Annotated in this window: 18 protein-coding genes; 7 read left to right on the top strand and 11 right to left on the bottom strand. The window is 41.7% G+C overall.

The window, feature by feature from the left end:
• Nucleotides 1-97: 97 nt before the first annotated feature.
• From cysE to dnaE, 3 genes are read right to left on the bottom strand one after another with little or no spacing between them, the layout of a single operon-like run.
• On the bottom strand, nucleotides 98-910 hold the full coding sequence (gene cysE / locus NDN11_RS10920; RefSeq protein WP_251109631.1) for a serine O-acetyltransferase: 813 nt from the start codon (nucleotides 908-910) through the stop codon (nucleotides 98-100).
• Nucleotides 903-1,742 (bottom strand): RNA methyltransferase, encoded by an 840-nt coding sequence (locus NDN11_RS10915; RefSeq protein ID WP_251109630.1) that lies wholly within the window; start codon nucleotides 1,740-1,742, stop codon nucleotides 903-905. The genes cysE and NDN11_RS10915 overlap by 8 nt, the downstream gene beginning before the upstream one ends.
• A gap of 13 nt (nucleotides 1,743-1,755) precedes the next feature.
• Entirely contained in the window at nucleotides 1,756-5,319 is a 3,564-nt protein-coding gene (gene dnaE / locus NDN11_RS10910; RefSeq protein WP_251109629.1) for a DNA polymerase III subunit alpha, read from the bottom strand.
• Nucleotides 5,320-5,534: 215 nt separating this feature from the next.
• Between dnaE and NDN11_RS10905 the strand changes: the two genes are divergently transcribed.
• The gene (locus NDN11_RS10905) at nucleotides 5,535-6,431 is read left to right on the top strand and encodes a tetratricopeptide repeat protein (RefSeq protein WP_251109628.1); all 897 of its coding nucleotides are present in this window, start codon (nucleotides 5,535-5,537) and stop codon (nucleotides 6,429-6,431) included.
• Nucleotides 6,432-6,468: 37 nt separating this feature from the next.
• Here the strand turns inward: NDN11_RS10905 and NDN11_RS10900 are convergent, their stop codons facing one another.
• Entirely contained in the window at nucleotides 6,469-7,899 is a 1,431-nt protein-coding gene (locus tag NDN11_RS10900; RefSeq protein ID WP_167247819.1) for a pyridoxal phosphate-dependent aminotransferase, read from the bottom strand.
• Between the two features lie 240 nt (nucleotides 7,900-8,139).
• Here NDN11_RS10900 and msrB point away from each other — a divergent pair, with 240 nt between their 5' ends.
• The 4 genes from msrB (at nucleotide 8,140) to NDN11_RS10880 (ending at nucleotide 10,613) form a co-directional block, all read left to right on the top strand.
• On the top strand, nucleotides 8,140-8,559 hold the full coding sequence (msrB, locus tag NDN11_RS10895; protein WP_167247871.1) for a peptide-methionine (R)-S-oxide reductase MsrB: 420 nt from the start codon (nucleotides 8,140-8,142) through the stop codon (nucleotides 8,557-8,559).
• Complete coding sequence (locus NDN11_RS10890; RefSeq protein ID WP_167247818.1) at nucleotides 8,556-9,041, top strand: glutathione peroxidase; 486 nt, start codon at nucleotides 8,556-8,558, stop codon at nucleotides 9,039-9,041. Before msrB ends, NDN11_RS10890 begins: the two co-directional genes overlap by 4 nt.
• 72 nt (nucleotides 9,042-9,113) lie before the next feature.
• Entirely contained in the window at nucleotides 9,114-9,917 is an 804-nt protein-coding gene (locus NDN11_RS10885; protein WP_251109627.1) for an AraC family transcriptional regulator, read from the top strand.
• Nucleotides 9,918-9,989: 72 nt separating this feature from the next.
• A complete protein-coding gene (locus NDN11_RS10880; protein ID WP_251109626.1) occupies nucleotides 9,990-10,613 on the top strand; it encodes a LysE family translocator in 624 nt (207 codons plus the stop codon).
• A gap of 38 nt (nucleotides 10,614-10,651) precedes the next feature.
• Here the strand turns inward: NDN11_RS10880 and NDN11_RS10875 are convergent, their stop codons facing one another.
• The 3 genes from NDN11_RS10875 to NDN11_RS10865 all read right to left on the bottom strand — a co-directional run bounded on the left by NDN11_RS10875 (nucleotide 10,652) and on the right by NDN11_RS10865 (nucleotide 15,632).
• A complete protein-coding gene (locus NDN11_RS10875) occupies nucleotides 10,652-13,804 on the bottom strand; it encodes an efflux RND transporter permease subunit (RefSeq protein ID WP_251109625.1) in 3,153 nt (1,050 codons plus the stop codon).
• Between the two features lies 1 nt (nucleotide 13,805).
• Nucleotides 13,806-14,996 (bottom strand): efflux RND transporter periplasmic adaptor subunit, encoded by a 1,191-nt coding sequence (locus tag NDN11_RS10870; RefSeq protein WP_251109624.1) that lies wholly within the window; start codon nucleotides 14,994-14,996, stop codon nucleotides 13,806-13,808.
• A gap of 183 nt (nucleotides 14,997-15,179) precedes the next feature.
• The gene (locus NDN11_RS10865; protein WP_004653055.1) at nucleotides 15,180-15,632 is read right to left on the bottom strand and encodes an Lrp/AsnC family transcriptional regulator; all 453 of its coding nucleotides are present in this window, start codon (nucleotides 15,630-15,632) and stop codon (nucleotides 15,180-15,182) included.
• 152 nt (nucleotides 15,633-15,784) lie between these two features.
• On the opposite strand from NDN11_RS10865, the gene NDN11_RS10860 reads away from it, so the two are divergent.
• Both NDN11_RS10860 and NDN11_RS10855 read left to right on the top strand, forming a co-directional pair.
• Entirely contained in the window at nucleotides 15,785-16,402 is a 618-nt protein-coding gene (locus NDN11_RS10860; protein ID WP_251111537.1) for a LysE family translocator, read from the top strand.
• 189 nt (nucleotides 16,403-16,591) lie between these two features.
• The gene (locus NDN11_RS10855; RefSeq protein ID WP_251109623.1) at nucleotides 16,592-18,811 is read left to right on the top strand and encodes a TonB-dependent receptor; all 2,220 of its coding nucleotides are present in this window, start codon (nucleotides 16,592-16,594) and stop codon (nucleotides 18,809-18,811) included.
• A gap of 45 nt (nucleotides 18,812-18,856) precedes the next feature.
• Here NDN11_RS10855 and dapC read toward each other — a convergent pair whose 3' ends face one another.
• The 4 genes from dapC to NDN11_RS10835 form a co-directional block, all read right to left on the bottom strand.
• Nucleotides 18,857-20,026: a succinyldiaminopimelate transaminase gene (gene dapC / locus NDN11_RS10850; protein ID WP_251109622.1), complete on the bottom strand. Its 1,170-nt coding sequence runs from the start codon at nucleotides 20,024-20,026 to the stop codon at nucleotides 18,857-18,859.
• A gap of 25 nt (nucleotides 20,027-20,051) precedes the next feature.
• On the bottom strand, nucleotides 20,052-22,715 hold the full coding sequence (glnD, locus tag NDN11_RS10845; RefSeq protein ID WP_167247811.1) for a [protein-PII] uridylyltransferase: 2,664 nt from the start codon (nucleotides 22,713-22,715) through the stop codon (nucleotides 20,052-20,054).
• A gap of 70 nt (nucleotides 22,716-22,785) precedes the next feature.
• Nucleotides 22,786-24,003: a formate-dependent phosphoribosylglycinamide formyltransferase gene (gene purT, locus NDN11_RS10840; protein ID WP_251111536.1), complete on the bottom strand. Its 1,218-nt coding sequence runs from the start codon at nucleotides 24,001-24,003 to the stop codon at nucleotides 22,786-22,788.
• A 120-nt stretch (nucleotides 24,004-24,123) separates the two neighbouring features.
• Nucleotides 24,124-24,513 (bottom strand): tautomerase family protein, encoded by a 390-nt coding sequence (locus NDN11_RS10835; RefSeq protein WP_167247809.1) that lies wholly within the window; start codon nucleotides 24,511-24,513, stop codon nucleotides 24,124-24,126.
• Nucleotides 24,514-24,554 lie beyond the last annotated feature (41 nt).

The raw sequence follows: 24,554 nt of genomic DNA, 5'->3' as shown, positions 1-24,554 counted from the left end.
TTTTAGTTAAATGAGAAGTAGATTGTTGGTTTCACCAGTCTAGGAAAAGCAAAACCAACTTGCAATGAGAAGCGTGTTACATTTTTTATATATTTGATTAGGTTGCCGAAGTTTTGTTCTGCGCTTCGCACTCACGTCTAACTTCTTCAATGATTTTAAGTTCTTCTTTACTCAACGGTTGAGATTTTGAGTTCTGTGGTTTGAAACTTGGGTCAAGTTCAGACAATCGCTTGCAGAGTACATTCATCTGTTTTTCATTTTTTTGCATACGATCTAATAAAACACGAATACCTTCCAAGATTGGATCAGATTGATCCTGCGTGGTGGCATACGGTTGGAAACCGATGCTTTCGGCATAGTCACGACGGCTTGCTTCATCTGATTCTATTTGCGTTTTATCTTTAAAAATATAGCGGGCAGGGTTACCAACGGCAGTGACACCTTCAGGAACTTCTTTCGTCACAACCGCATTTGAACCGACTTTAGCGCCTTTGTGTACTGTAAATGGTCCCAATATTTTTGCCCCAGCACCGACCACAACCCCATCTTCAAGAGTTGGATGTCGTTTGCCTTTATTCCATGTGGTGCCACCTAAAGTAACGCTATGATAAAGCGTGACATCATCTCCGATCTCAGCTGTTTCACCAATCACCACACCCATGCCGTGATCGATAAAAAAACGTTTGCCGATTTTTGCACCTGGATGAATCTCAATGCCAGTTGCAAAGCGGCTAAAAGAAGAAAGTAGGCGAGCAGTGCCTTTATATTCTTTTTTCCACAACTCATGAGCCATACGGTGCATGATTAAGGCGTGGATACCAGGGTAAGTGGTCAGGACTTCTAAAGTATTGCGGGCTGCAGGATCACGCGCAAATACAGCTTCGATATCTTCTTTCAGCTGTTTAATCATGATTATGATCCTCCGTATTCGTTTTTTTCCATGAACCATTGGCTAGAGCTTGTACGCGACTGAAAATCCCACGTAATAAATGATACTCCATACGATCTAATTGTATCCTTCCAAACAGACGACGCAAGCGTAATGGGAGTAAACGGGGGTTATTCGGGTCAAGAAACTCAATTTCAGCTAGCATTTTTTCAAGATGAGGATAAAATTCTTCCATCTGCTGTTGCGTAACCAGAGGCTCATCCCATTCCATACTTTGCTGTTGTTTAAGTTGCATATGATCGGCTGGCGTTTCTTGTGCTTGACTATTTTGCTCAAGCGCAGCCATTCTCAACTCATAACAGACCACCTGAATGGCCTGTGCAACATTGAGAACACCATATTCTGGATTCACTGGGATGGTTAAATGGTAATTGGCCAAAGCGAGTTCTTCATTGGTGAGACCGCGATCTTCACGGCCAAACACGATCGCAATATTTTGTTGTTTGGTCGCTGCATGTAATGCTTCTTTGGCAGCAGGACGAACATCAAGTAATGGCCAAGGAATGGTGCGACTTCGTGCGCTGGTTCCAAACACCATATGGCAATCTTGAATCGCTTGTTGCAAAGTTTCAACAATTTCAATTTGTTCAATTAAATCTTGTGCACCTGCTGCCAAAGCATCAATATCTGGATGCGGATAGGTCTTAGGCGCGACCAATACAAGTTTTGATAAACCCATCGTTTTCATTGCACGTAAAGCACTACCGATGTTGGCTGGCAGGGTGGTATTGACCATAACAATACGCACATGATCCAAATGTTTGGACACGTTATTTGAGTCAAACAGGTTCATATATTATCCAAAATTAAGAATATTGAGAGGCTTCAGCCTGATAGAGATCAAGCGCTTCATCCATTGACATATTTTCAGGTGGCGGAGCAACCACACTGACTTTAGGTGCTTCGGCAACTTTTGCCGCTTTAGACTTCACTTGGTATTCAATGAAGATGGCTTCTTTACCAAAGTAATCACGTAACTTTCCAAGCAATTCATCCAGCGGTGCAACTTTCCATTGTGCACCAAGATGTAGCTCTGCTGTGGCAAAACTTTGATCAAGCTGGATGTGTAAACCAATATGTTGGCACATATCGACATTACAATAAGGTAAAAGTATTGCTTGTAAATCTTTGGCCAAAGATTTTGTCATTAAGTCTTGCGGTAGGCGAATTTGAATGCTTTGCGCACGTTTTTGACGAATTTCATTTAAGCTAAATGCTTTGCTCAAGCGCGCCATTGGGCGATCAAAGCCTTCGCGCTCATAGATTTCACCTTCAATCACCACAACTTGTTCAGGGCGAACAATGTCTTTATAGCGTTGGAAGCGTTCATGGTTACAGCTGATTTCTACACGAGCGGTACCATCATCTAAGGTGATCATAATACGGTTCGGGAAGTTGGCAATATCAACCACTAAACCCGCAAAAACAGTGGTGACACCACGGCGTGTCGGAGTAAGTTCATTTAGTTTGGCTGGAACAAAAGACTTTAATTCTGGACGATACACATCAATCGGGTGACCTGTGAGGTACAAGCCAAGTGTATCTTTTTCACCTTTTAAGCGAACTTCATCTGACCATGGTTTTACCGGTTTAGCTGGCTTACGTTGGACTTCTTCGACTTCACCGAATAAGTCCATGATGCCAGTTTCACGGTTGCTACGCGCTTGATCAGCCGCTTGTACTGCTTCAGGCAATTGTGCCATTAAGCTTGAACGTTCAATACCTAAGCAGTCAAGGGCACCCGCACGAATCAAGGCTTCTAAGGTTCGTTTATTGATTTTTTTCAAATCAATACGATGGCAGAAGTCGAATAAATCTTTATATGGGCCTTCATTTATACGTGAATCAATCACCGATTGCATCGCTTGTTCACCAACACCTTTGATCGCGCCTAGACCATATACAATGGTTTGTTCATCGCTGGCATGGAAATGATACAAAGACATATTCACTGAAGGTGGTAGTACTTCGAGTTTGTTATTCCGACAATCATCAATCAAGAATACAATGCTGTCAGTATTTTGCATTTCCGATGATAAAACGGCCGCCATAAATTCAGCAGGGTAATGGGCTTTTAACCAAGCCGTATGATAGGCAACTAAGGCATAGGCCGCGGCATGGGATTTGTTAAAGCCATAGCCTGCGAATTTTTCCATATAGTCGAAGATATGGTTGGCTGTGGCTTCATCAATATCTTTTTTCGCGGCACCTTCAGTAAAGATCTGGCGTTGCTTGACCATTTCTTCAGGTTTCTTTTTACCCATGGCACGACGCAGTAAGTCCGCACCACCGAGGGTATAGCCAGCACAGAATTGTGCGGCTTGCATTACCTGTTCTTGGTAAACCATGATCCCGTAGGTTGGTTCCAGTACACCTTCAAGCAATGGATGCAGATATTCAAACTCACCTCCATGCATACGATGGATAAAGTCAGGAATCAGGTCCATTGGACCCGGACGATACAAGGAAACGAAGGCAATAATTTCTTCAAACTTACTCGGTCGTGCTTCCTTAAGCATCTTCTTCATACCGACGGATTCAAACTGGAATACCGCTGTGGTATTTGCTTCGGCGAAGACCAAATAGGCATCTTTATCGTCGAGTGGGACGTTGGAAATATTCAGTGGAGTTTCAGATTTGATGCGTTTATTAATATTTTGAATTGCATCTTCAATGACGGTTAAGTTACGTAGGCCCAAGAAGTCAAATTTAACCAGACCTGCCGCTTCAACATCATCTTTATCGTATTGTGCAACACGGTTAGTACCATCAGCATCACAAAGTACCGCTGAATAATCGGTAATTTTACCAGGCGCAATAACCACACCACCGGCATGTTTACCCGTATTACGGGTAATTCCTTCAAGTTTGAGCGCCATTTCCCAGATTTCAGCCGCATCATCATTGTCAGGATTCGATGGGTTGGTAACGATATCTTTGAGCTGTGGCTCCATGTCAATCGCTGTGGCCAAATCGACACCCAGCGGTTTGGTTGGAATCATTTTTGAAATACGGTCAGCAAGACCATAAGACTTACCTAAGACACGCGCTACATCTCGGATGGCACCTTTCGCGGCCATGGTACCGAAGGTAGCGATCTGTGATACTGCTTGGCGACCATAGTTTTGTGCAACATATTCAATGACACGGTCACGACCTGCGATACAGAAATCGACGTCAAAGTCGGGCATCGAGACACGTTCTGGGTTCAAGAAACGTTCGAAGAGTAAGTCGTAACGTAATGGGTCAAGATCGGTAATTTTTAAACTATAGGCAACCAGTGACCCTGCACCTGAACCACGTCCTGGACCAACAGGCACACCATTATTTTTTGCCCATTGGATGAAGTCCATAACGATCAGAAAGTAGCCTGGGAACCCCATTTTTAGAATAATATCAACTTCGTATTTGATTCGTTCATCATACGGTTTACGAATTTCAGCCCAATCGTCATCACGTTCTTCAATTGGATAAAGATGGTTTAAACGTTCTTCCAAGCCTGTACGAGATAAATGCTCGAAATAGGTGTCGATGGTATAGCCATCTGGAATCGGGAAATCTGGTAGGAAATATGTACCGAGTTGCAATGCGACATTACAACGTCTTGCAATATGGTAGGTGTTTTCAATGGCACTTGGAATATCTGAGAATAGCTCAGACATTTGCTCACCAGTTTTGAAATACTGTTCTGTACTATAGTTTTTAGGACGCTTGTCATCACCTAAAACATAGCCATCGGCAATACAAACACGAGCCTCGTGTGCTTCAAAATCATCTTGCTTAACAAAGTGCACATCGTTATGCGCAACCACACCAATTTGATATTTTGCAGCAAGTTTTACCGCTTGCTGAATAAAATCTTCTTCTCCAACGCGTTCAGTACGTGTTAAAGCCAGATATACGCGATTACCAAATTTTTCAATCCATGCTTCTAATAAAGGTTCAGCTTTTTGTGGATTGGAAGAGCTCAACATTTTGCCGACATCACTATGTTGCCCAAGCAGGACAATCAGGTCTTCGGATTGCTCAAGTATCCATTCTTTATGAACGCATGGGAGACTGAGTTGCTGTCCCTCAATAAAGCCGCGTGAAACAATTTCAGTCAGATTACGCCAACCTGTACTGCTCATGGCCAATAAAGTTGCACGGTGTTCAGCATCATTCAAGCGAATGACACTACCTAAAATAGGCTTAATGCCTTTTTTTAAGCATGATTCATAAAATTTGACTGCAGCATGAAGGTTGGATAAGTCAGTCAATGCCAGTGCGGGCATTTCATCTGTTACGGCAGCCTTGACCAAATCAGGTATGCGAACAATCGATTCCGTGATCGAAAATTCTGTGTGGATACCGAGATGAACAAACCGCATAGAAGGACTATCCTTTTTTAAAGCAACGCATAGTTTAGCATGCAAACCGAAAATGACATGCTTAATATTTTGGCAAACCGTGTGTTTGCTTTGTTATTTTTATAAAATGTTAAAAATTAGTTTTTGATTTTTCACTAGATATAAATATCTGTTTACACAAAGTGTTTTACCGATAGAATGTAATCGAATAAAAATGTAGCAATGTGAGCGAAATAATGAAATTAAAAAATATCGTGTTTTCAATATTATTGACCAGTAGCCTATTTACCTTAAGTCATGCAGATGATGTGTCTTTTAGTCAAGAACTTGTACAACAAGCGAAAGCGGGGGATGCCACTGCACAGAACAATTTGGGTGATGCTTATTATTATGGAAATGAGGTTGATCAAGATTTTGGTAAAGCATTGGAGTGGTTTAAAAAAGCGGCAGCAAAGGGTAATGCAGATGCGATTTTTTCAGTCGGTTATATGTATGATTATGGCGAAGGTGTAGAAGAAGATAACCTAACTGCTTTGAAATGGTACACCCAAGCGGCGCAAAAGGGTCAGCTCTATGCACAATACTATTTAGGTTATTTATATCTTTATGGTGACGAAGGTGTAGGGGTAAATACCAAAAAAGGAGTGGAGTGGATGACCAAGTCGGCTGATGCTGGTTTGGATATGGCGCAAGCAGAACTCGGCCATTTATATAATGATGGTGAGGAAGGTGTAGCACAAGATCTCAAAAAAGCACTGCATTATTATCAGTTGGCTGCGAAACAAGAGGAGCCTTCTGCAATTAATAACTTGGGTATTTTCTACTTAGAGGGTAAGGCTGGGTTGAAGCAAGATTATAAAGAGGCTTTGCGTTTATTTAGTTTGGCTTCTGGTGCAGGAAATGGTTTGGGTTCTTCTAATATTGCTTATATCCATGAAGAGGCCAAAGGTGTTGCAAAGAATTATAAAAAAGCAGCAGAGTTTTATGAACTCGCAGTGGCACAGGGTGAAGACGAAGCCTTGCTGGATTTAGCTCGTTTATATGAAAAAGGTGGCTATGGTTTGACTAAAAACCTAAAAAAATCGAAAGAATATGAAGCGCAGTGGGATGAGTTACAGGATTCTGATTCTTAAATAAAAAAGCCCCCATGAATTAATGGGGGCTTTTTTATTAACGCATTTTGGCTAAGAACCGACTTAAGCGATTGATTGCTTCACGTAGTTCATTTTCAGCTGGTAAGAACACCACACGGAAATGATCTGGTGTTGGCCAGTTAAAACCTGTGCCTTGAACCAAGAGAACTTTTTCAGCTCTTAATAAATCCAACATCAGTTTTTCATCATCTTCAATTGGATAAACTGTTGGATCGAGTTTCGGGAAGCAATACATTGCGCCATCTGGCTTAACACAACTTACACCAGGAATTTCATTCAACATTTCCCACGCAATATTACGCTGTTCGTATAAACGACCACCTGGGCGAATTAGGTCGTTAATTGACTGATAGCCACCTAAAGCGGTTTGAATTGCATATTGCGCTTGATGATTAGCACACAAACGCATTGAAGCCAGCATATCTAAGCCTTCAATATAGTCTGCGGCACGCGCTTTATTACCCGTGATCGCCATCCATCCAGCGCGATAACCAGCAATACGATAAGCTTTTGATAAGCCATTAAATGAAATACACAGTTGATCGCCAGCCAATGCTGCAACGGCCACATGCTCAATGCCGTCATAGACGATTTTGTCATAGATTTCATCAGCAAATAAAATTAAGTCATGTTTCTTCGCTAGGGCAACAATTTGCTCTAGCACATGACGAGGATATACAGAACCTGTTGGGTTATTTGGATTAATAATCACAATACCGCGAGTATTTGCTGTGATTTTACTTTCCATGTCTGCAATATCTGGATACCAGTAGTTTTCAGAATCACATTTATAGTGAATCGCAGTACCGCCTGAAAGGTTTACGGCAGCAGTCCATAACGGATAGTCAGGCATAGGTACTAGCATTTCGTCGCCATCATCGAGTAGACCTTGCATGGCCATCACAATGAGCTCTGAAACACCATTGCCGACATACACATCATTGACGTGCATATCAAAGATGCCTTTTTGTTGGTAATACTGACAAATGGCTTTACGAGCAGGGAAAATCCCTTTTGAGTCGGTATAGCCAATTGCATTGGGAAGGTTTAAAGCAACGTCGTTGATAATTTCTTGTGGAGCTTCAAAACCAAATGGTGCAGGGTTGCCGATATTGAGCTTGATGATCTTATGTCCTTGCTCTTCCATTTCATTGGCGGCGCGTAATACTGGTCCACGAATGTCGTAACAAACATGCTCAAGCTTAGATGATTTTTTAATTTCTCTGCTTGAATGAGTAGACTGGGGAACAACAGTATTTTTTGACATAGCTGGATTCACTTTTGCATATCGGTATAAATAACTTTTAAAGGTTTCAACGCTTACCAAATTTAGATCGTGTTGATCTCTCAGTAATTCAACAATTTTTTCATGCGTAAAGCCTGATTGTTGATATTGTCTGATAGTTGGTAATAAATTTTGGAAAACCACACTTTTTTTCTGAGACATTTTTTGTCCTATACAACCGTGCGAAATTAGAATAACACCTTATTTGCTTACGCAAAAGGCAATATTGTTAAAATTTGCTTACCACATCAATTTTATTTGCTTTCTTTTTGCTATTTTTGATTTAAGTGCTTAAATTTCACTAAATTGTACGATCTGAGACTAGAGTTTTTTTTTCGAATGGCGTAAATATAAAACCTGATCATTAAGATAGTTCTAACATCAGAATAAAAGGTGCAGGTTATGGGAAAAGTGAATAAAACAGACCGGGAATGGCAAAGAGAATTATCACCTGAAGAATACCGCATAACTCGTCAAAAGGGCACAGAACCCGCATTTACAGGACAATATTGGAACAATAAACAGCACGGCACTTATGTTTGTCGTTGTTGCGGTGCGGAATTATTTTCTTCTGAAACTAAATATGATAGTGGCTGTGGCTGGCCAAGCTTTTTTAGACCCGTCGACAGTGTTGCTGTAGAAGAACATGAAGATTTGTCGCATGGTATGGTCAGAACGGAAATTGTCTGCCATGATTGCGATGCACATTTGGGCCATGTGTTTGAGGATGGCCCACAGCCGACAGGACTGCGTTACTGCGTGAATTCGGCATCATTACAACTTAAAACAGAAGAAAAGAATGACGAGGAAACTTATCCATGAGTAACATTTATCAGTTTGAAGCTGAATTGTTAGAGGGAGAAACAAAAGCGCTCGCTGATTATAAAGGCAAGGTCATGCTGATTGTAAATACTGCAAGTAAGTGTGGCTTTACTCCACAATTTGCAGGACTTGAGAAACTTTATGAAAAATATAATGCTCAAGGATTAGAAGTTTTAGGTTTTCCATGTAATCAGTTTGGAGGACAAGATCCGGGGACAAATAAGGAAATTGGGGCATATTGCCAACGTAATTATGGGGTGACTTTTCCCATGTTTGCCAAGGTAGATGTGAAAGGGCCTGAAGCACATGTAATTTTCCGCTATTTGACCCGTGAAGCAAAAGGCCTTTTAGGTAGCAGAAATATCAAATGGAACTTTACTAAGTTCTTAGTGGGTCGTAATGGAGAAGTTTTGGAGCGTTATGCACCAACGACCAAGCCAGAGGCTTTAGAAGCTGATATTGAAAAAGCTTTGGCCAAATAAGGAATGATAAGACTAGAGGTTGAGGTTTAAATTATTTTGGACTCAACAGTTGATTTTTGGAGTCATCCAGATATGCCTTATGTTGAAACGCGTAAGGCATGTCAAAGTCGAATTTGTTATAAATCTCACAGTCATCCTACTTTTTCAATTGGTGCGATTGATGCGGGACAGAGTCATTTTTCCAGTAGTTTTGCACAAGACCAGCTAATTCAATCGGGTAGTGTTGTTGTTATTCCTGCTCACGTACAACATTCCTGTAATCCTTTACCTGATCAGGCATGGAGCTACCAGATGATGCATTTAGATGCTGCTTGGTTAGCGACCCTGATTGAAGAACTGCACCAAGATATTGCTTTAGAGACTGGCCGACAAGCAATACATTTCCCTCAGTTAAAACCAACTATTGTCCATGACGTAAAAGTTTATGACACATTTACAGCATTAAATCGGCTTTTATTTAGCGAACAGATTTCGGTACTCGAAAAAGAACAATATTTAGTTAAGATTTTAGCTGAGATGTTGATACCAAATTTTCATTGGGAAAAGATACATTCTTCTCACTATTTTCAGAAGCATCTTCCCGACTTGTTGGAATGCCTTGAAGACAATATTGAGAATCTGTCTCTGCAAGTCATTTCTGAAAAGATGAACATGAGCCGTTATGCATTGATACGATTATTTAAACATTACTTTGGCTTAACACCACACGCTTACCAGTTGAATTATAAGGTAAACCAAGCTCGACAACGCCTGAGAGAAAAATGTGATTTAGCTCAATTGGCATACGAACTCGATTTTACCGATCAGAGCCATTTCCATCGCGTTTTTAAGCAACATACAGGCATAACGCCCAAGCAATATTATAAAAAATCTTAGCCCACGCAATTTTATACAAGAATTGAGCCCTATAGCTTTTTAAGATGACTCCGATTTATTTGGAGAGCATCTATGGAGCTTTTTCTGACCATTGCGATTACACATTTTATTGCATTACTGACCCCAGGCGCAGATTTCTTTTTAATTTTAAAAACTTTGTTAGAGAGCCAGAAAAAGGCTGCGCGATTCACCTGTGCAGGCGTTGCACTTGGGAATGCCCTCATACTGATCAGCATCTATTTGAGTCTATTTATTATTGGTCAAGTGAATACCGAATTATTCATCCTCATGAAGTGGTTGGGTATTATTTATTTTGCATATCTGGCTTTTCAATGCTTTCGTTTGGCTCAATCAGCACAGAGGGTCAATGGACTTGCTGAGCAATGCGTTCATCTACCGCACAAGAATGCTTACCTCAAGGCATTTTTGTCGGGATTGCTTTCCAGTGTGTTGAACCCGAAAAATTTGATGTTCTATAGCGTCTTGGTGATTTTGATTTATCCGCAATATAATTTTGTTCAAAATACTTTGCTGTGTCTTTGGATGGTTGGGTTAGTGTTGATCTGGAATCTCACTATTGTTCAATTGATCGGTTCGAGCATTTATCTGTCTTGGTTAAATCGACATCTACAGCATTTATATTATTTGGCAGGATTCAGTTTTTTGTTGTTTATGCTGATCCTGATTATGTATTAAATAAAAAGACGGTCATTTGACCGTCTTTTTATTCAAGCTTATTGAGTGGGTTCAACAGGTTGATGTGGTGTCTTCCTAAAGCTATGGATCTTGCGATTAATATCATCGATAAAGGTGTATACCACAGGGATCACCAATAACGATAAGAAGGTACTGGTAATCAAACCACCAATGACCGAGATTGCCATTGGTGCACGGAAGCTTGGGTCGGTACCAATCCCGAGCGCAATTGGCAACATCCCTGCACCCATGGCCAGTGTGGTCATGATGATCGGACGTGCCCGTTTATGGCAGGCATCGAGTAGGGCATTGAAGCGAGAATAATGCTTTTCATTCCTTGCGATAATCGCGTAATCGACCAGTAGAATCGAGTTCTTACTGGCAATCCCCATCAACATAATCAGACCGATTAAGCTCGGCATTGAGAAACTGCTTTTGGCTAAAAGCAGCATCACGAATGCACCACCGAGAGATAAAGGTAAGGCCACCAGAATGGTAATTGGCTGTAAAAAGTCTTTAAATAACAATACCAGAACTACATAGATACACAGTACCCCTGTGAGCATTGCTAGACCGAAGCTAGAGAACAGTTCCTGCATCACTTCAGCATCACCAATATTGGTACGCTTCACCGTAGGTGGTAAATTCTTCATCGTCGGTAGTTGATCAACTTTGGCAGCAATATCTCCCAAGGGTTGATTATTCAATTCAATATTGAAGTTAATGTTACGTAAACGGTTGAAACGGTCAATTTGTGATGGTCCACTTTCGATATTAACATCGGCAATGGTACCGAGCATCACAGGACCTCGACTGCCTTTGACCATCAAGCGTTTCATGAGCTCTTGATCTTGACGGGCAGCCAGTGGCAATTTAATCACTACAGGCACTTGCCGTTGAGACAGATTGAGTTTTGCCAGGTTTTGATCAAAGTCACCAGCAGTCGCGATTCGTAAAGTCTCAGCAATATCGTAAGTGGTCACACCTAAATCAGCTGCTTTGGCAAAATCAGGGCGAATCACTAACTCAGGACGGATCAAGGCTGCACTCGAGGTGATACTGCCTACATTTGGAATGGTACGTAATTCACGCTCAAGGCTACGTGCCGTTGCCATTAAGGCCTCTGGATCATCACCTGATAAAGCCAGTTGGTATTGACTGTTGTTACCTGCCAATCCAACTTGAATACGTGCACCCGGAAGTGGGGCAAGGCGTTGGCGCAGTTGATCTTCAATATCTTGTAGACTGGCGCTACGATCAGAACGTTCAGTGGTTTGAATCGTGAGCGTCGCTTTGCGTGGTTCACTTGATGCGCCACCAGCAAAAGGATCTGTTCCCGCAGCACCGCCTCCAATGGTGGTATAGATGCTTTTAATCTCAGGATGGTCTTTAATCAGCGTACGTGCATATTCGGCAGTCTTAAGCGTATCACCAAACTGTGAGCCTGGGGTAAGCTCCAAACGAACTTGCGTTTGTCCTGTATCAGGTGGTGGGACAAAACCTGTAGGTAGTAACGGAATCAGTAAGACTGAACCGACAAAAAAGGCAATTGCACCGCTGAGAGTGAGCCAGCGATGATTGAGACACCATGTCACCAAACGCATATAGCCACGCATGACTTTGCCATCTTTAGCACGGTCTTTGGCTAGACTACTTGTACCTTGATCGGTGATAGTGTGTGCTGTTGTTGATTCATCTTGTTGTTCAACTTTACCAACCCATGGTTTCAGAATATAGGCGGACATCATTGGGGTGAGTAACCGTGCAACAAGCAGTGAGGCAAAGATCGCAAGAGCAGCCGTCCAACCAAACTGAACGAAAAATTTACCTGCGATACCACTCATAAAAGCAGTAGGTAGGAATACGGCAATCAATGTGAAAGTAGTGGCAATCACTGCCAGACCAATTTCATCGGCTGCTTCCATAGCTGCCTCATAGGGCGTTTTTCCCATGCGTAAATGCCGGATGATATTTTCAATCTCAACAATGGCATCATCGACCAGAATACCCACCACCAATGACATGGCTAAAAGCGTAACGGTATTGAGGGTAAAACCAAAGAAATACATACCAATTAAGGCAGGTAAAATTGATAATGGTAGGGCCGTTGCAGCAATGATGGTGGCACGCCAGTCACGTAAGAATAGCCACACCACCAAGATCGCTAAGATCGCACCTTCATATAGAAGCGACATTGAGCCTTTATAGTTATCCTCAACAGGCTTTACAAAGTTAAAGGCTTCGTTGATTTTAATATCGGGATGTGCCGCTTTGAGTTTATCTAATGCGACGACGACACCTTTTTCCACATCGACTTCACTGGCCCCTTTACTTCGTGTGATTTCGAAGCCAATCACAGGCTGACCATTCAATAGTGCCGCGGAACGCCGTTCAGCCATACCATCACGAACAGTTGCAACCTGATCCAAACGAATATGTCGACCATCACTGAGCGCAATATCCATTGCGCCAATTTCATCAGCTGTTTTTACTGTCGCAATGGTACGGATGGATTGTTCACTGCCACCGATTTTGGTTTGACCGCCAGAAGCATCTTGCTGAATCAAACGTAGTTGACGGGTAATATCGGTTGCAGTTGCATTCAGCGCCAACAGTTTTTCAGGATCAAGTTCGACTTCAACCTGACGTGTGACACCACCAACACGAGCGACAGCACCAACGCCTTTAACCTGTAACATCGCGCGGGCGATATCATAATCTACGAACCATGACAGCGCTTCTTCATCCATTTTTGGAGATTGGATGGTATAAGTCAGGATTGGTGAACCTGAAAGATTGATCTTACTGACAATTGGATCTCGTAGATCAGCTGGTAGATCAGAACGAACTTGTGATACGGCATTGCGCACATCATCCACAGCTTCTTGTAGTGGTTTTTCTAGTTGAAACTCCGCTGTGACAGTGACAACACCATCTTGAATGTTGGTGTATTGATTTCTCAAACCTTGCAGAGTTGCAATCGAGTTTTCAATTTTACGTGCGACTTCGGTTTCAAGCTGAGGTGGCGCAGCCCCGGGTAATGCTGCTGTGACAGTGACCATTGGTAGTTCAATGTCTGGGAACTGCTGGATCTTCATCCATTTAAAACAGAGCAATCCTGCCAAACCCAGCATAATAAATAACAGAATGCCAGGAATTGGGTTTCGGATTGACCAAGCGGAGAAATTCATATCATTTCTCCTGTGTGGTCACAAGTTGTTTGCTAAGTGGTGTCTCTGGAATATCTTTGGCGATACTGACCAGATCGCCATCAGTCAAGAAACCTGTACCCGAAGAAACCACTTTAACGTTTGCAGGTAAATCTAACAGCTCGACACGATCTCCCAAACGACGACCAATATTTACTTTCTGTTGGGTGACACGATTCTTGTCATTGACAATAAAGACATAGGAAAAACCATCACGTAATAGCAGGGCAGTTTGAGGAACCGTCAATGCGAGTTTCTGACCTAAATCAAATTCACCTTTTACAAACATGCCCATACGCACAGCCTGAGTTGTCGGAATATCCACATAAACCAAGCCATAGCGGGTTTGTGGATCAATCACAGGTGCAATCATTCTAACTTTACCAGTTACTGCAGGTTGCGCAGGGTCAGGTGAAACAATATGTGCGGTCATGCCTTGTTTGAGCTTGTATAGATCCGATGTGGTCACTTCAGCGCGCCATTCTAAACGATGGTCTCGAATCAAGCGGAACAGCTCTTGACCTGTTTGTGCAAGAGATCCGACTGTTGCTGTACGGGCTGAAATCACACCATTGTCAGGTGAAACCACTTGAGTCTGCGCTAAGCGTAATTGGTTACTTTCAATTTGTGCCTTGGCAGCGTCTAGACGCGCTTGAGCGGTCGCTTGAGAGGTTTGATACTGAGTAGACTCTTGCGCTGAAATTGCACCTGTATTTTTTAGTTGCTGGATACGTTTATTGTTGGTAATCGCATCTGCCAGTACTGCTTGTGCTTCGGCATAACTGGCTTTGGCTGCTGCCAAATCGGCACGGATGGTTTCGCTATTAATCTCAGCTAAGACCTGACCACGACGCACTTCATCACCGACATTGACATTCACTCGGGTGAGACGTTGTCCTGAAAGCTCACTACCAATGACCACTTCTTGCCATGCAGCAATATTGCCATTTGCGGTGAAAGTCTGCTTCCAGTTTTGTTGTTGTGGAGAGACAACAGTAACGGTCAGTGCAGCTTTTTGTTCGGTAGTATTCGTATTTTTCGCTTTTTCAGGATTCACTGATTTCTTAGCAGTTCCACTCTGCCAAACCACAACTGCAATGATTAAAAGTACAATCGCAATTGCTAAAATGAGCCAACCCTTTTTCTTTATTTTATTGGGAGTTTGAGAAGTCATCTTTCCATAGTCATCAAGTTTTGATGGCTAAGTATAGACGAAGATTTCAACAGTTGGTCAATAGCCCATAGACAGATAAAAAAATTAATAAAGTCGCTTATGTTTATGACTTTTCAGCTGAGGAAAAGTGTGAATTGCATCAATTCCGCACTTTTTATCCTGCCTAAAAGGTGAATTACTGTTTTAGAGTGGCAGTAAGCGATTGGAGACCACATTTTTCATGACAATGGTTGAGGTCAAACGCTGTACATTGGGCAAGGCCGACAAGCTGTCGTCATAGAGTTTCTGGAAGCTGGCCAAGTCTTTAGCAACGACATGCAGTAAATAATCTGGATTTCCAAATAAACGTTGTGCCTGAATCACATTGCCAATTTCAATGACTTTTTCTTCAAAGCTAGAAAGTGCTTTTTTATCTCCATCTTTTAAAGTGACAAAGATAATCGCTGAGAAATTCAGGCCGATTTTTGAGGCTTCTAGATCAGCGTGATAACCTTTGATCACACCACTTTCTTCCAATGCTTTAACACGACGATGGCAAGGCGACAGACTTAAACCGATTCTTTCTGCCAGTTCTGTGATAGATAATCGCCCATTTGCTTGTAGTTCAGCAATAATTTTCTTATCAATGCGATCCATTTAGAAGAATCTCCCTTCAGGCTTTGAAGATATAGAAGTATTTGGAATAACATTTTCACCATTAAAGCATATCCTTTCTCAACAATCTTCACCAAATGGTGAAAAAGAAAACGATTAAAGATCGTATTGTCGATGTGGGAAGGGCTTTGCTTATGGAACTCAGTGTCATTTTTGCTTTTTGGTGCGTTTCGATCTTGTTCGTATTAACGCCTGGTGCAGATTGGGCTTATGCCATTCTTGCAGGAGTCAAAGGTAAATTTATCCTGAATGCAGTCACAGGCTTGGTGCTTGGGCATTTCATGGCGATCCTCTGTGTTGCAGCAGGTGTGGGGGCTTTGGTGCAACACTATCCGATTTTACTCACTGCGATGACGATCATGGGTGCTTGTTATTTGTTATGGATGGGTATCAATCTATTTATACATCCAGCGAGCATTTCAACTGAGACTGATACAACGCAATCACTTGATTCAGCAGGTTCATGGTTGATTAAAGGCGTGGGGATTAGTGGCTTAAACCCGAAAGTTTTGCTGTTATTTTTTGCCTTGTTACCACCGTTTATTCATCCGCAAATGGCATTTTCGCCAACCGCACAAATTATTTTGCTGGGGCTCATTCACTTAATCAGTTGTGCTGTGGTGTATATGCTTGTGGGGATCGCAGCCAAGAAATTGCTTAGAAGCAGACCGCGTGCAGTAAAAGCAGTCAGCCGTATTTCGGGCGGACTGATGATGCTCATTGCAGCAATCCTATTTATTGGGCAAATTTAAAATAAATGTTCCATTCTGCCTATTTATATAGCTTTAAATTTATCATTATTGAATTCAGGATCTTAATTTTAATACGGTTTGAGTTTGAGAAATCATAAAATTGTACAGTGGCACATATAGGTAAAAAATAGTGTAAAACGTATCAATTCTCATTTATTATGCGGTTTTTTAAGTCGGCTGATAAAGATCATGGGTAGACAACTTAAACCATTAGTGCTGATGATGGCATGTGCTTCAATGGGAACAACAGCTGTTTTTGCTGATGAAGTGCAACAGGGGCAAACAGCGGATGCAACCGTGACATTAAATACCATTCGTATTACTGCAAGTGCGGATGCTTCGGCTGATGGTCTAATGGAAGCTTTTGCTGGTGGACAAGTTGCCAGCGGTGGTCGAGTTGGGATTTTTGGTAATCAAAAAAATCTGGATACACCTTTTAATCTGACCAGCTATACCAATGACTATATACAATCTAAACAAGCTAAAAGTGTAGGGGATGTTCTACAAGCTGACCCAAGTGTGAGAGTCGCGAGAGGGTTTGGTAATTTCCAAGAATCTTACTATATTCGTGGTTTTATTTTAGGTTCGGATGATACAGCCTATAATGGTTTGTACTCGATTCTGCCTCGTCAATATATCCCTACAGAATTATTTGAACGTGTTGAGTTGCTTAAAGGGGCATCTGCATTTTTAAATGGTGCAACACCAAGTAGTGGTGGTATTGGTGGTGCAATTAATCTATTACCAAAGCGTGCTGGTAATGAACCATTAAACAGAGTCACTGTGGGAACAGATTTTAATGGGGGACAGATTGCAAATGATATCTCTCGTCGTTTTGGTGAAAACCAAGAGTTCGGGGTACGTGTAAATACGGCTTATCGTGGTGGTAATACCAGTATAGATGATGAAAAAGCATCGTTAGGATTAGCCTCGATCGGATTGGATTATCGCGGTGATCGTTTACGGTTGTCTGGTGATATGGGATATAGCAATAACCGTTTAAATGCAACACGACCAAATATTACTTTAAGTGGTGTAAGTCATGTACCTAAGCCAATCGACTCTTCAAGTAATTACGCGCAAAAGTGGACCTATTCCAACGAAGAAGATGTGTTTGGTAGTTACCGTGCAGAATATGATTTAAGTGATGCTGTGACGGCTTATGCAGCCTATGGTTTTCGTCATGGTGAAGAAAATAATAGTTTAGCTAATTTCACACTGACCAATGCAGCAGCAGGTGATGGCACTTCCTATCGTTTTGATAATGCACGTGTAGATATGGTCAACACTGGAGAAATCGGTGTACGTGCGAAGTTGAATACAGGTGCGATTGAACATAATCTTGTACTATCAGGTTCAGCTTTCCAACTGAATAGCCGAAATGCCTATGTTATGGATTATTCAAATACATTTGCTGGAAATATCTATAGACCAACGCAGTATGATAAACCTACCATTTCTTCTTCAGCACTAACTGGTGGTCAGTTAGATCAACCTACTCTAACGGCACGTACTCGTTTAAGAAGTATTGCTGTTGGTGATAATTTAAAAGCATTTGATGAGCGCTTATCAGTTATGCTCGGATTGCGTTATCAACAGCTAAAACAAGAAAATTACAATTATGATACTCAAGCCATTAAATCTGCTTATGATGATCATAAGGTTACACCAGCGTTAGGTTTAAGTTATAAGCTGATGCCTGAATTAGCTGTATATGCTAATTATGTTGAAGCGCTTTCACAGGGTTCATCAGCAACGTCTAGTTCTGGAACGATCATTACGAACACTGGTGAAGCTTTGTCACCTTATATCTCTAAGCAAAAAGAAGTTGGATTAAAGTATGAAGGTGAAAAGCTAGGGGCGGCATTAAGTTATTTCAATACCAACCGCCAACGAGGTATGCTTGTTAAAAATGCTGATGAAACCTATACCTTTACTAATCAAGGTGAAAATCGACATCAAGGTGTTGAACTGCAAACCTATGGCCAGTTGACTGATACATTTAAAGTATTGGGAGGTGTGACATGGTTAGATGCAAAACAGAAAGATACAGAAAATGGGTTATATAACAATAATGACGTGATTGGAGTTCCTCAATTCCAAGCCAATCTTGGCGCAGACTGGCAGTTACCGATCGAGCAAGATATTTCTGTAAATGGTCGCGTAATTTACACAGGTTCTAGCTATGCCAATAATGCAAATACGTTAAAAGTAAATGATTGGACTCGCTTTGATCTGGGTGCGAGTTATAAAACTCAACTTAATCAAGTTCCAACGGTATTCAACCTAACAATCAATAATGTATTTGATAAAAATTATTGGGGGTCAGTTGGTGGCTATGATGATGCAGGTTATTTAAATGCTGGTCAGCCACGTACCTTTATGATGAGTGCAAGCTTTGATTTCTAATATATTGGTTTAAAAAAATCCCCGAATATTCGGGGATTTTTTTATTTATAAAACAGCTTTCAGTCGTTTGACCACTTCTTCACACTGCGCTAAATCTGCAACCAGTGCCATTCTGACATGACCTTCACCAGGATTGCCTTGTTCTGTGTCACGAGACAGATAACGGCCAGGTAAAACCTTGATATGCGCTTTTTCCATTAACATCTTGGCAAAAGTTTCATCATTATCCACTTTTAACCAGTAATAAAAGCCCGCATCTGGTTTTTGTAAAGGCAATAAATGACCGAGTTCAGACTGGAATAAATCAAACTTAGCACGATACTGCTGACGGTTTTCTTCAACATGTGCTTCATCATTCCACGCGGCAATAGATGCCAATTGATTTTGTACAGGCATTGCAGCGCCGTGATAAGTACGGTATTGCAAATAAGGTTTCAATAAAGCCGCATCACCTGCAACAAAACCAGAACGCATACCCGGTAAGTTTGAACGTTTAGAAAGTGAATGGAACACGATGCAATTTTTATAATCATCACGACCCATTTCGGCACAAACTTCTAACAGACCGATTGGCGCTTGATCAAACCAAAGTTCTGAATAACATTCATCCGATGCAATCACGAAACCATATTGATCAGACAGGGCAATTAACTTTTTAAACTGTTCTTTTGATAGAACCGTTCCTGTTGGATTACCTGGTGTGCACACAAACAGTAAGGCGGTTTTTTCCCATACTTCCGCAGGGACGGCATCGAAGTCACCTAAGTAGCCATTTTCTTCAGTACAGTTAATAAAATAAGGTTTTGCACCTGCAAGTAGGGCTGCACCTTCATAAATCTGATAAAACGGATTTGGCATCACCACATACGGTGCATCTTCACGCTTAATCAAAGCTTGTACAAAAGAGAAAATACCCTCACGTGTACCAGAAACAGGCAGGATATGATCTTCTGCACTAATATGATTCAACTTGAAGCGATTGGTCAGCCATTGTGCAATACTTTGGCGCAACTCAGGCAGACCTTTACTGTTCGGGTAGGTCGATAGATGGGCAAAATTATCAATAATCGCTTGTTTAACGAACTCTGGTGCAGGATGTTTAGGCTCACCAATTGATAAAGGAATCAACGGTAAATTGGCAGGTTGCACATCTTTAAAAAGTTGATTTAACTTTTCAAAAGGATAGGGATGCAATAACGACAAGCTAGAGTTCATTTTAAACAGTTACCAAACAATAAATTTAAGATGGATTACAAATTTGATTCGATGCTTCATCTAATGCGGCTTTTAAGCTTTCCGCAAAAGTTTTCACTTCTTCATCGGTGAGCAAGACACCATTTTTCTTAGTGACAAAGAAAATATCTTCCGCACGTTCGCCCAGTGTGGCAATTCTTGCAGAATGGATATCCAAACCTTGCAACATGAACAAACCACCAATACGCGCCAACAGGCCTGGATGGTCGAGGGTTGAGATTTCAACCATGTGCTGCTGCAGTGTAGGGTTTAAGACAATATCGACAGTATTTTGCACATCAAAATGACGTAAATGACGTGGAATACGGCGTTGCATGATCCCCGGATATTGATCCGAATGGCTCAATGCATCAACTAAAGCAGCTTTCACTTTACGCTCGCGGTCTGGATCGGTTAGTAATGTACCGAAGCGATCCAGTACCAAGTAGGTATCCAAACTGAACGAGGTTGATGCTGTAATAATTCGTGCATCTTGAACATCAAGATTCATACGATCTAATACGGCAACCGTTGTTGCAAATAGGTTCGGTTGATCACGCGTATAGATAAAGATCTGAACTGCATCATCAGCAGCATTACGATGTGCCCGTAATAAAACCAATGGTTCTGGATTATCGCCGTGTTGTAAAATTGCTTGGGTATGCCAAGCAATTTCATTGGCTGACTCTTTCACAAAGTATTCATCACCCAACTCTTGCCAGACTTTCTCAACTTCAGCCAAAGAGAAGTCATTAACCAAGAGTTCACTGGCAGCAAACTTGGTGTCCTCAATCAGCATTTGATAGTCAACTGGACGACCTAAGCCAGAGCGTATTACATCACGTGCATAGGTGTAGAGCTGACGCATCAAAGATGCACGCCAAGTATTCCACAGCTTCGGATTGGTTGCGTTAATATCAGCAACCGTCAGGGTGTAGAGATAATCGAGATGCTCCATATCACCGACTTTTTCAGCAAAGTCTTTGACTTCATCGGGGTCAGAAATATCTTTTTTCTGTGCAGTGAGGGACATTAATAGGTGATTGTTAATCAGCCACGCAACCAGTTTGCACTCACGCTCGGTAAAGCCATGGGTGCGGCAAAATTCAATCGCATCCAGTGCCCCAAGCTCACTATGATCACCGCCACGACCTTTGGCAATATCATGGAAAATTGCAGCCATATACACGATGTCATGGCGGGCAATACGCTGGAACACAGAGCTGACCACAGGGAATTCTTTGGCAAATTCAGGTTCTTTAAAGCGACTTAAATTGCGAAGTAATAACAGGGTATGTGCATCGACCGTATAAATATGGAACAGATCGTACTGCATCAAGCCTGTAATCTGTCCAAAAGCGGGAATGTAATTGCCCAATACACCGTAACGCTTCATCGCCACCATGGTGTCATATAAATGCGGTGAGCGAATGATCGACATAAACAAGGCTTGATGTTCTGGATTATCACGGAAACGCTGATCAATCCGTTTTGCAGCAAGCACCAGTAGGCGTAAGGTACGGGCACGAATACCGGTAATTTCAGGGCGATTTGCCAATAGATAGAACAATTCTAAGATGGCAATCGGTTCTTCTGAAAATACTTTGTGATGTTGAACAGCCAATTTCCCATCGACAATTTTAAAACGTTCATTAATATCAATAATGTGGCGTTCGTAATCAGGTAGACGTGGGGTAATCACCGATTCATTGAAATAGGCGAGTAGCATTTCATTCAGGGTTGAAACTTGCTGTGCGGTACGATAGTAGCGCTTCATAAACTGTTCAACAGCAAAATTAACAGGCTGACCTTCTTCACGCACATAGCCAAATTTTGCTGCGATATCACGTTGATATTCAAACAATAAGCGGTTTTCATCACGTTTGGCTAAACGGTGTAAATGGGTTCGGATTTCCCATAAAAAGCTTTCAGCCTCTTCGAGTACACCCAGTTCAAATTCAGTGATAAAACCCAAATGCACCAAATCATAAATACGATTGACACGGAAGTGACGTTTGGCAATCCAGCCAATCTGGTTGATATCGCGAATACCACCTGGGGCATTTTTAATATCAGGTTCTAAATTACTCTCGGTATTGTTGTGTTGTGCATAGCGTTTAGCTTGTTCAGCCATTTTGGCATCATAGAAGGTTTGATCTGTCCATGTTTGCGCAACGATACGGCGTGGCCATTTTGCCAGTTGCTGATTGCCTGTAATGAGGCGAGCTTCAATCAACGTGGTCGCAACAGTTAAATCATTAATGGCTTGTTCAACACAGTTTTGAATGGTGCGAACGCTGATACCCGGTTTGAAATTACCGACATCCCATAAAGATGAAATAAAGGTCGAGATTAGTTTTTCTTGTTCTTCACTAATTTCATCCTCAGACAAAATCATGATATCAGTATCTGAATAGGGCAGCATTTCATGGCGACCATAACCACCTACTGCAAATAAGCCCAATTCTGTTTGATCTAAGCCTGCATGATTCCAAAGAAAGATCAGGGCTTCATCAATAGAGTCTGAGCGCGCTCCAATCACTTCACGAATGGGTTGACCATTTTCATAGCTCTCCTGTAATTGCTTTTCTACATCCGTACGCCATTGGTTAATGGCTTGAATATCATGAATACTGGTGACGTAGTTCAACAAAGGAGAGGTCTTGATCATAAAGCTGGGTCTTCTATCAAAGCCCCTCTAAAAAGAGGGGAAGTTGTGATGATAATCACCTAAGATCATCTTAAGCGTTGGTTTGTACACTCACTTGGTCTGCGGCGTGCTGTGCCAATTCACGTGCAAGATCCGTTGTTTCAGCACGGGCAGTTGCAACGCCCATACGGCGACGTTTAAAGCCCTCAGGTTTGCCAAATAGACGTAAGTCGGTGTTTGGATTTGCTAAAGCAAGATTCAAGCCAGTGAAACTCAAGTTTTTAGCATCAACACCTGCATAAATCACTGCACTTGCAGCCACACTATGGCGTGCTGTATTGACAGGTAGACCGAGAATGGCACGGGCATGTAATTCAAATTCACTCTGGAATTGTGAAGCTAACGTAACCAGACCTGTATCATGTGGGCGGGGTGAAACTTCACTAAACCAAACTTTATCGCCTTTAATAAACAGCTCTACACCGAAGATACCACAACCGCCTAAAGCAACAATGACTTTATTGGCAATGCGTTTTGCTTCTTCCAGCGCAGCAGGTGTCATGGCTTGAGGCTGCCAGCTTTCAACATAGTCACCAGCATCTTGACGGTGTCCGATTGGATCACAGAAATGTGTTTCGATTTCGCCTGTTTCTGGATTTTTAGCACGAACAGTAAGCAGGGTGATTTCAAAATCAAAGTCGATTTGCGATTCAATAATCACGGTGCCTTGATTGACGCGGCCGCCTTGCATTGCATAATCCCAAGCGGCATCCACTTCATCAAAACTCTTCACACGAGACTGACCTTTACCTGAAGAAGACATGACAGGTTTTACAAAGTTTGGATAACCAATGTCATCACATGCAGCACGGAAGCTTTCTAAGGTATTGGCAAAGCGATAAGCAGAAGTTGGCAGACCGAGTTCTTCAGCAGCTAGACGACGAATTCCTTCACGATTCATGGTGAGGTTAACTGCTTTTGCAGATGGAATCACGGTTGCAGTTTGGCTTTGTTCAATTTCAACCAAAACTTCTGTGGCAATGGCTTCAATTTCAGGAACAATTAAATTGGGTTTGATCTTTTCAATCAGTTGTTTTAATTCGGCTGGATCAGCCATATTCAGGGTATAAGCATAATGTGCGACTTGCATGGCTGGCGCGTGATCATAACGATCTGCAGCATGAACTTCGACACCTAAGCGTTGTAAAGAAATCACAACTTCTTTACCTAGCTCTCCAGAACCTAACAGTAAAACCTTAAATGCAGAAGATTGAAGTGGAGTTCCAAGAGTGACGCTCATGCGAATAATCCTATCCTGAGTAATTTGCGTTTAAGCATAGCAGAACTTTTTACGGAATTAAGCTAATCTGACACAAAAAACCTGCTTTTTGTTAGACAGAAAATTGCACTTCATCTGCGATTTGGCTGCTTAAACATCCACCTGATAATTCAGTTGTAATTCATCTGCATGTTGACCACGGATTCCCCAATTGCATTTTGGTGTTTCAAAAATTGTAATTTCAATATCTTGTGTTGAAATCCCACATTGTTGCTGAATATAAGTGAAAATACTTTGAATCAAACGTTTTTTTGCTTCAGTGCTTCTGCCTTCAAACATCGAAATTTCTATAATTAGATAATGCTGGCTACGATCATTGGGATAGATAAAGTCTTCTTCCGTTAGCGCAATAAAACGCTGAAATTTCTTTTCGATAGGATAGTTTAAACTTTCAATTAGCGCTTGATGTACGGCATCAGAAAGTTGACTCCTAAATTGCTCGATGGTGGTTTGTAGGGCATAAATCTTGATTTGTGACATTGTTGATTTCTTCCTTGTTGACGTTTTAATTTTTTATAGAT

The organism is Acinetobacter sp. C26M (genome assembly GCF_023702675.1).
Taxonomy (GTDB): Bacteria; Pseudomonadota; Gammaproteobacteria; order Pseudomonadales; family Moraxellaceae; genus Acinetobacter.
This window is presented reverse-complemented; position numbering and strand designations above follow the sequence as displayed.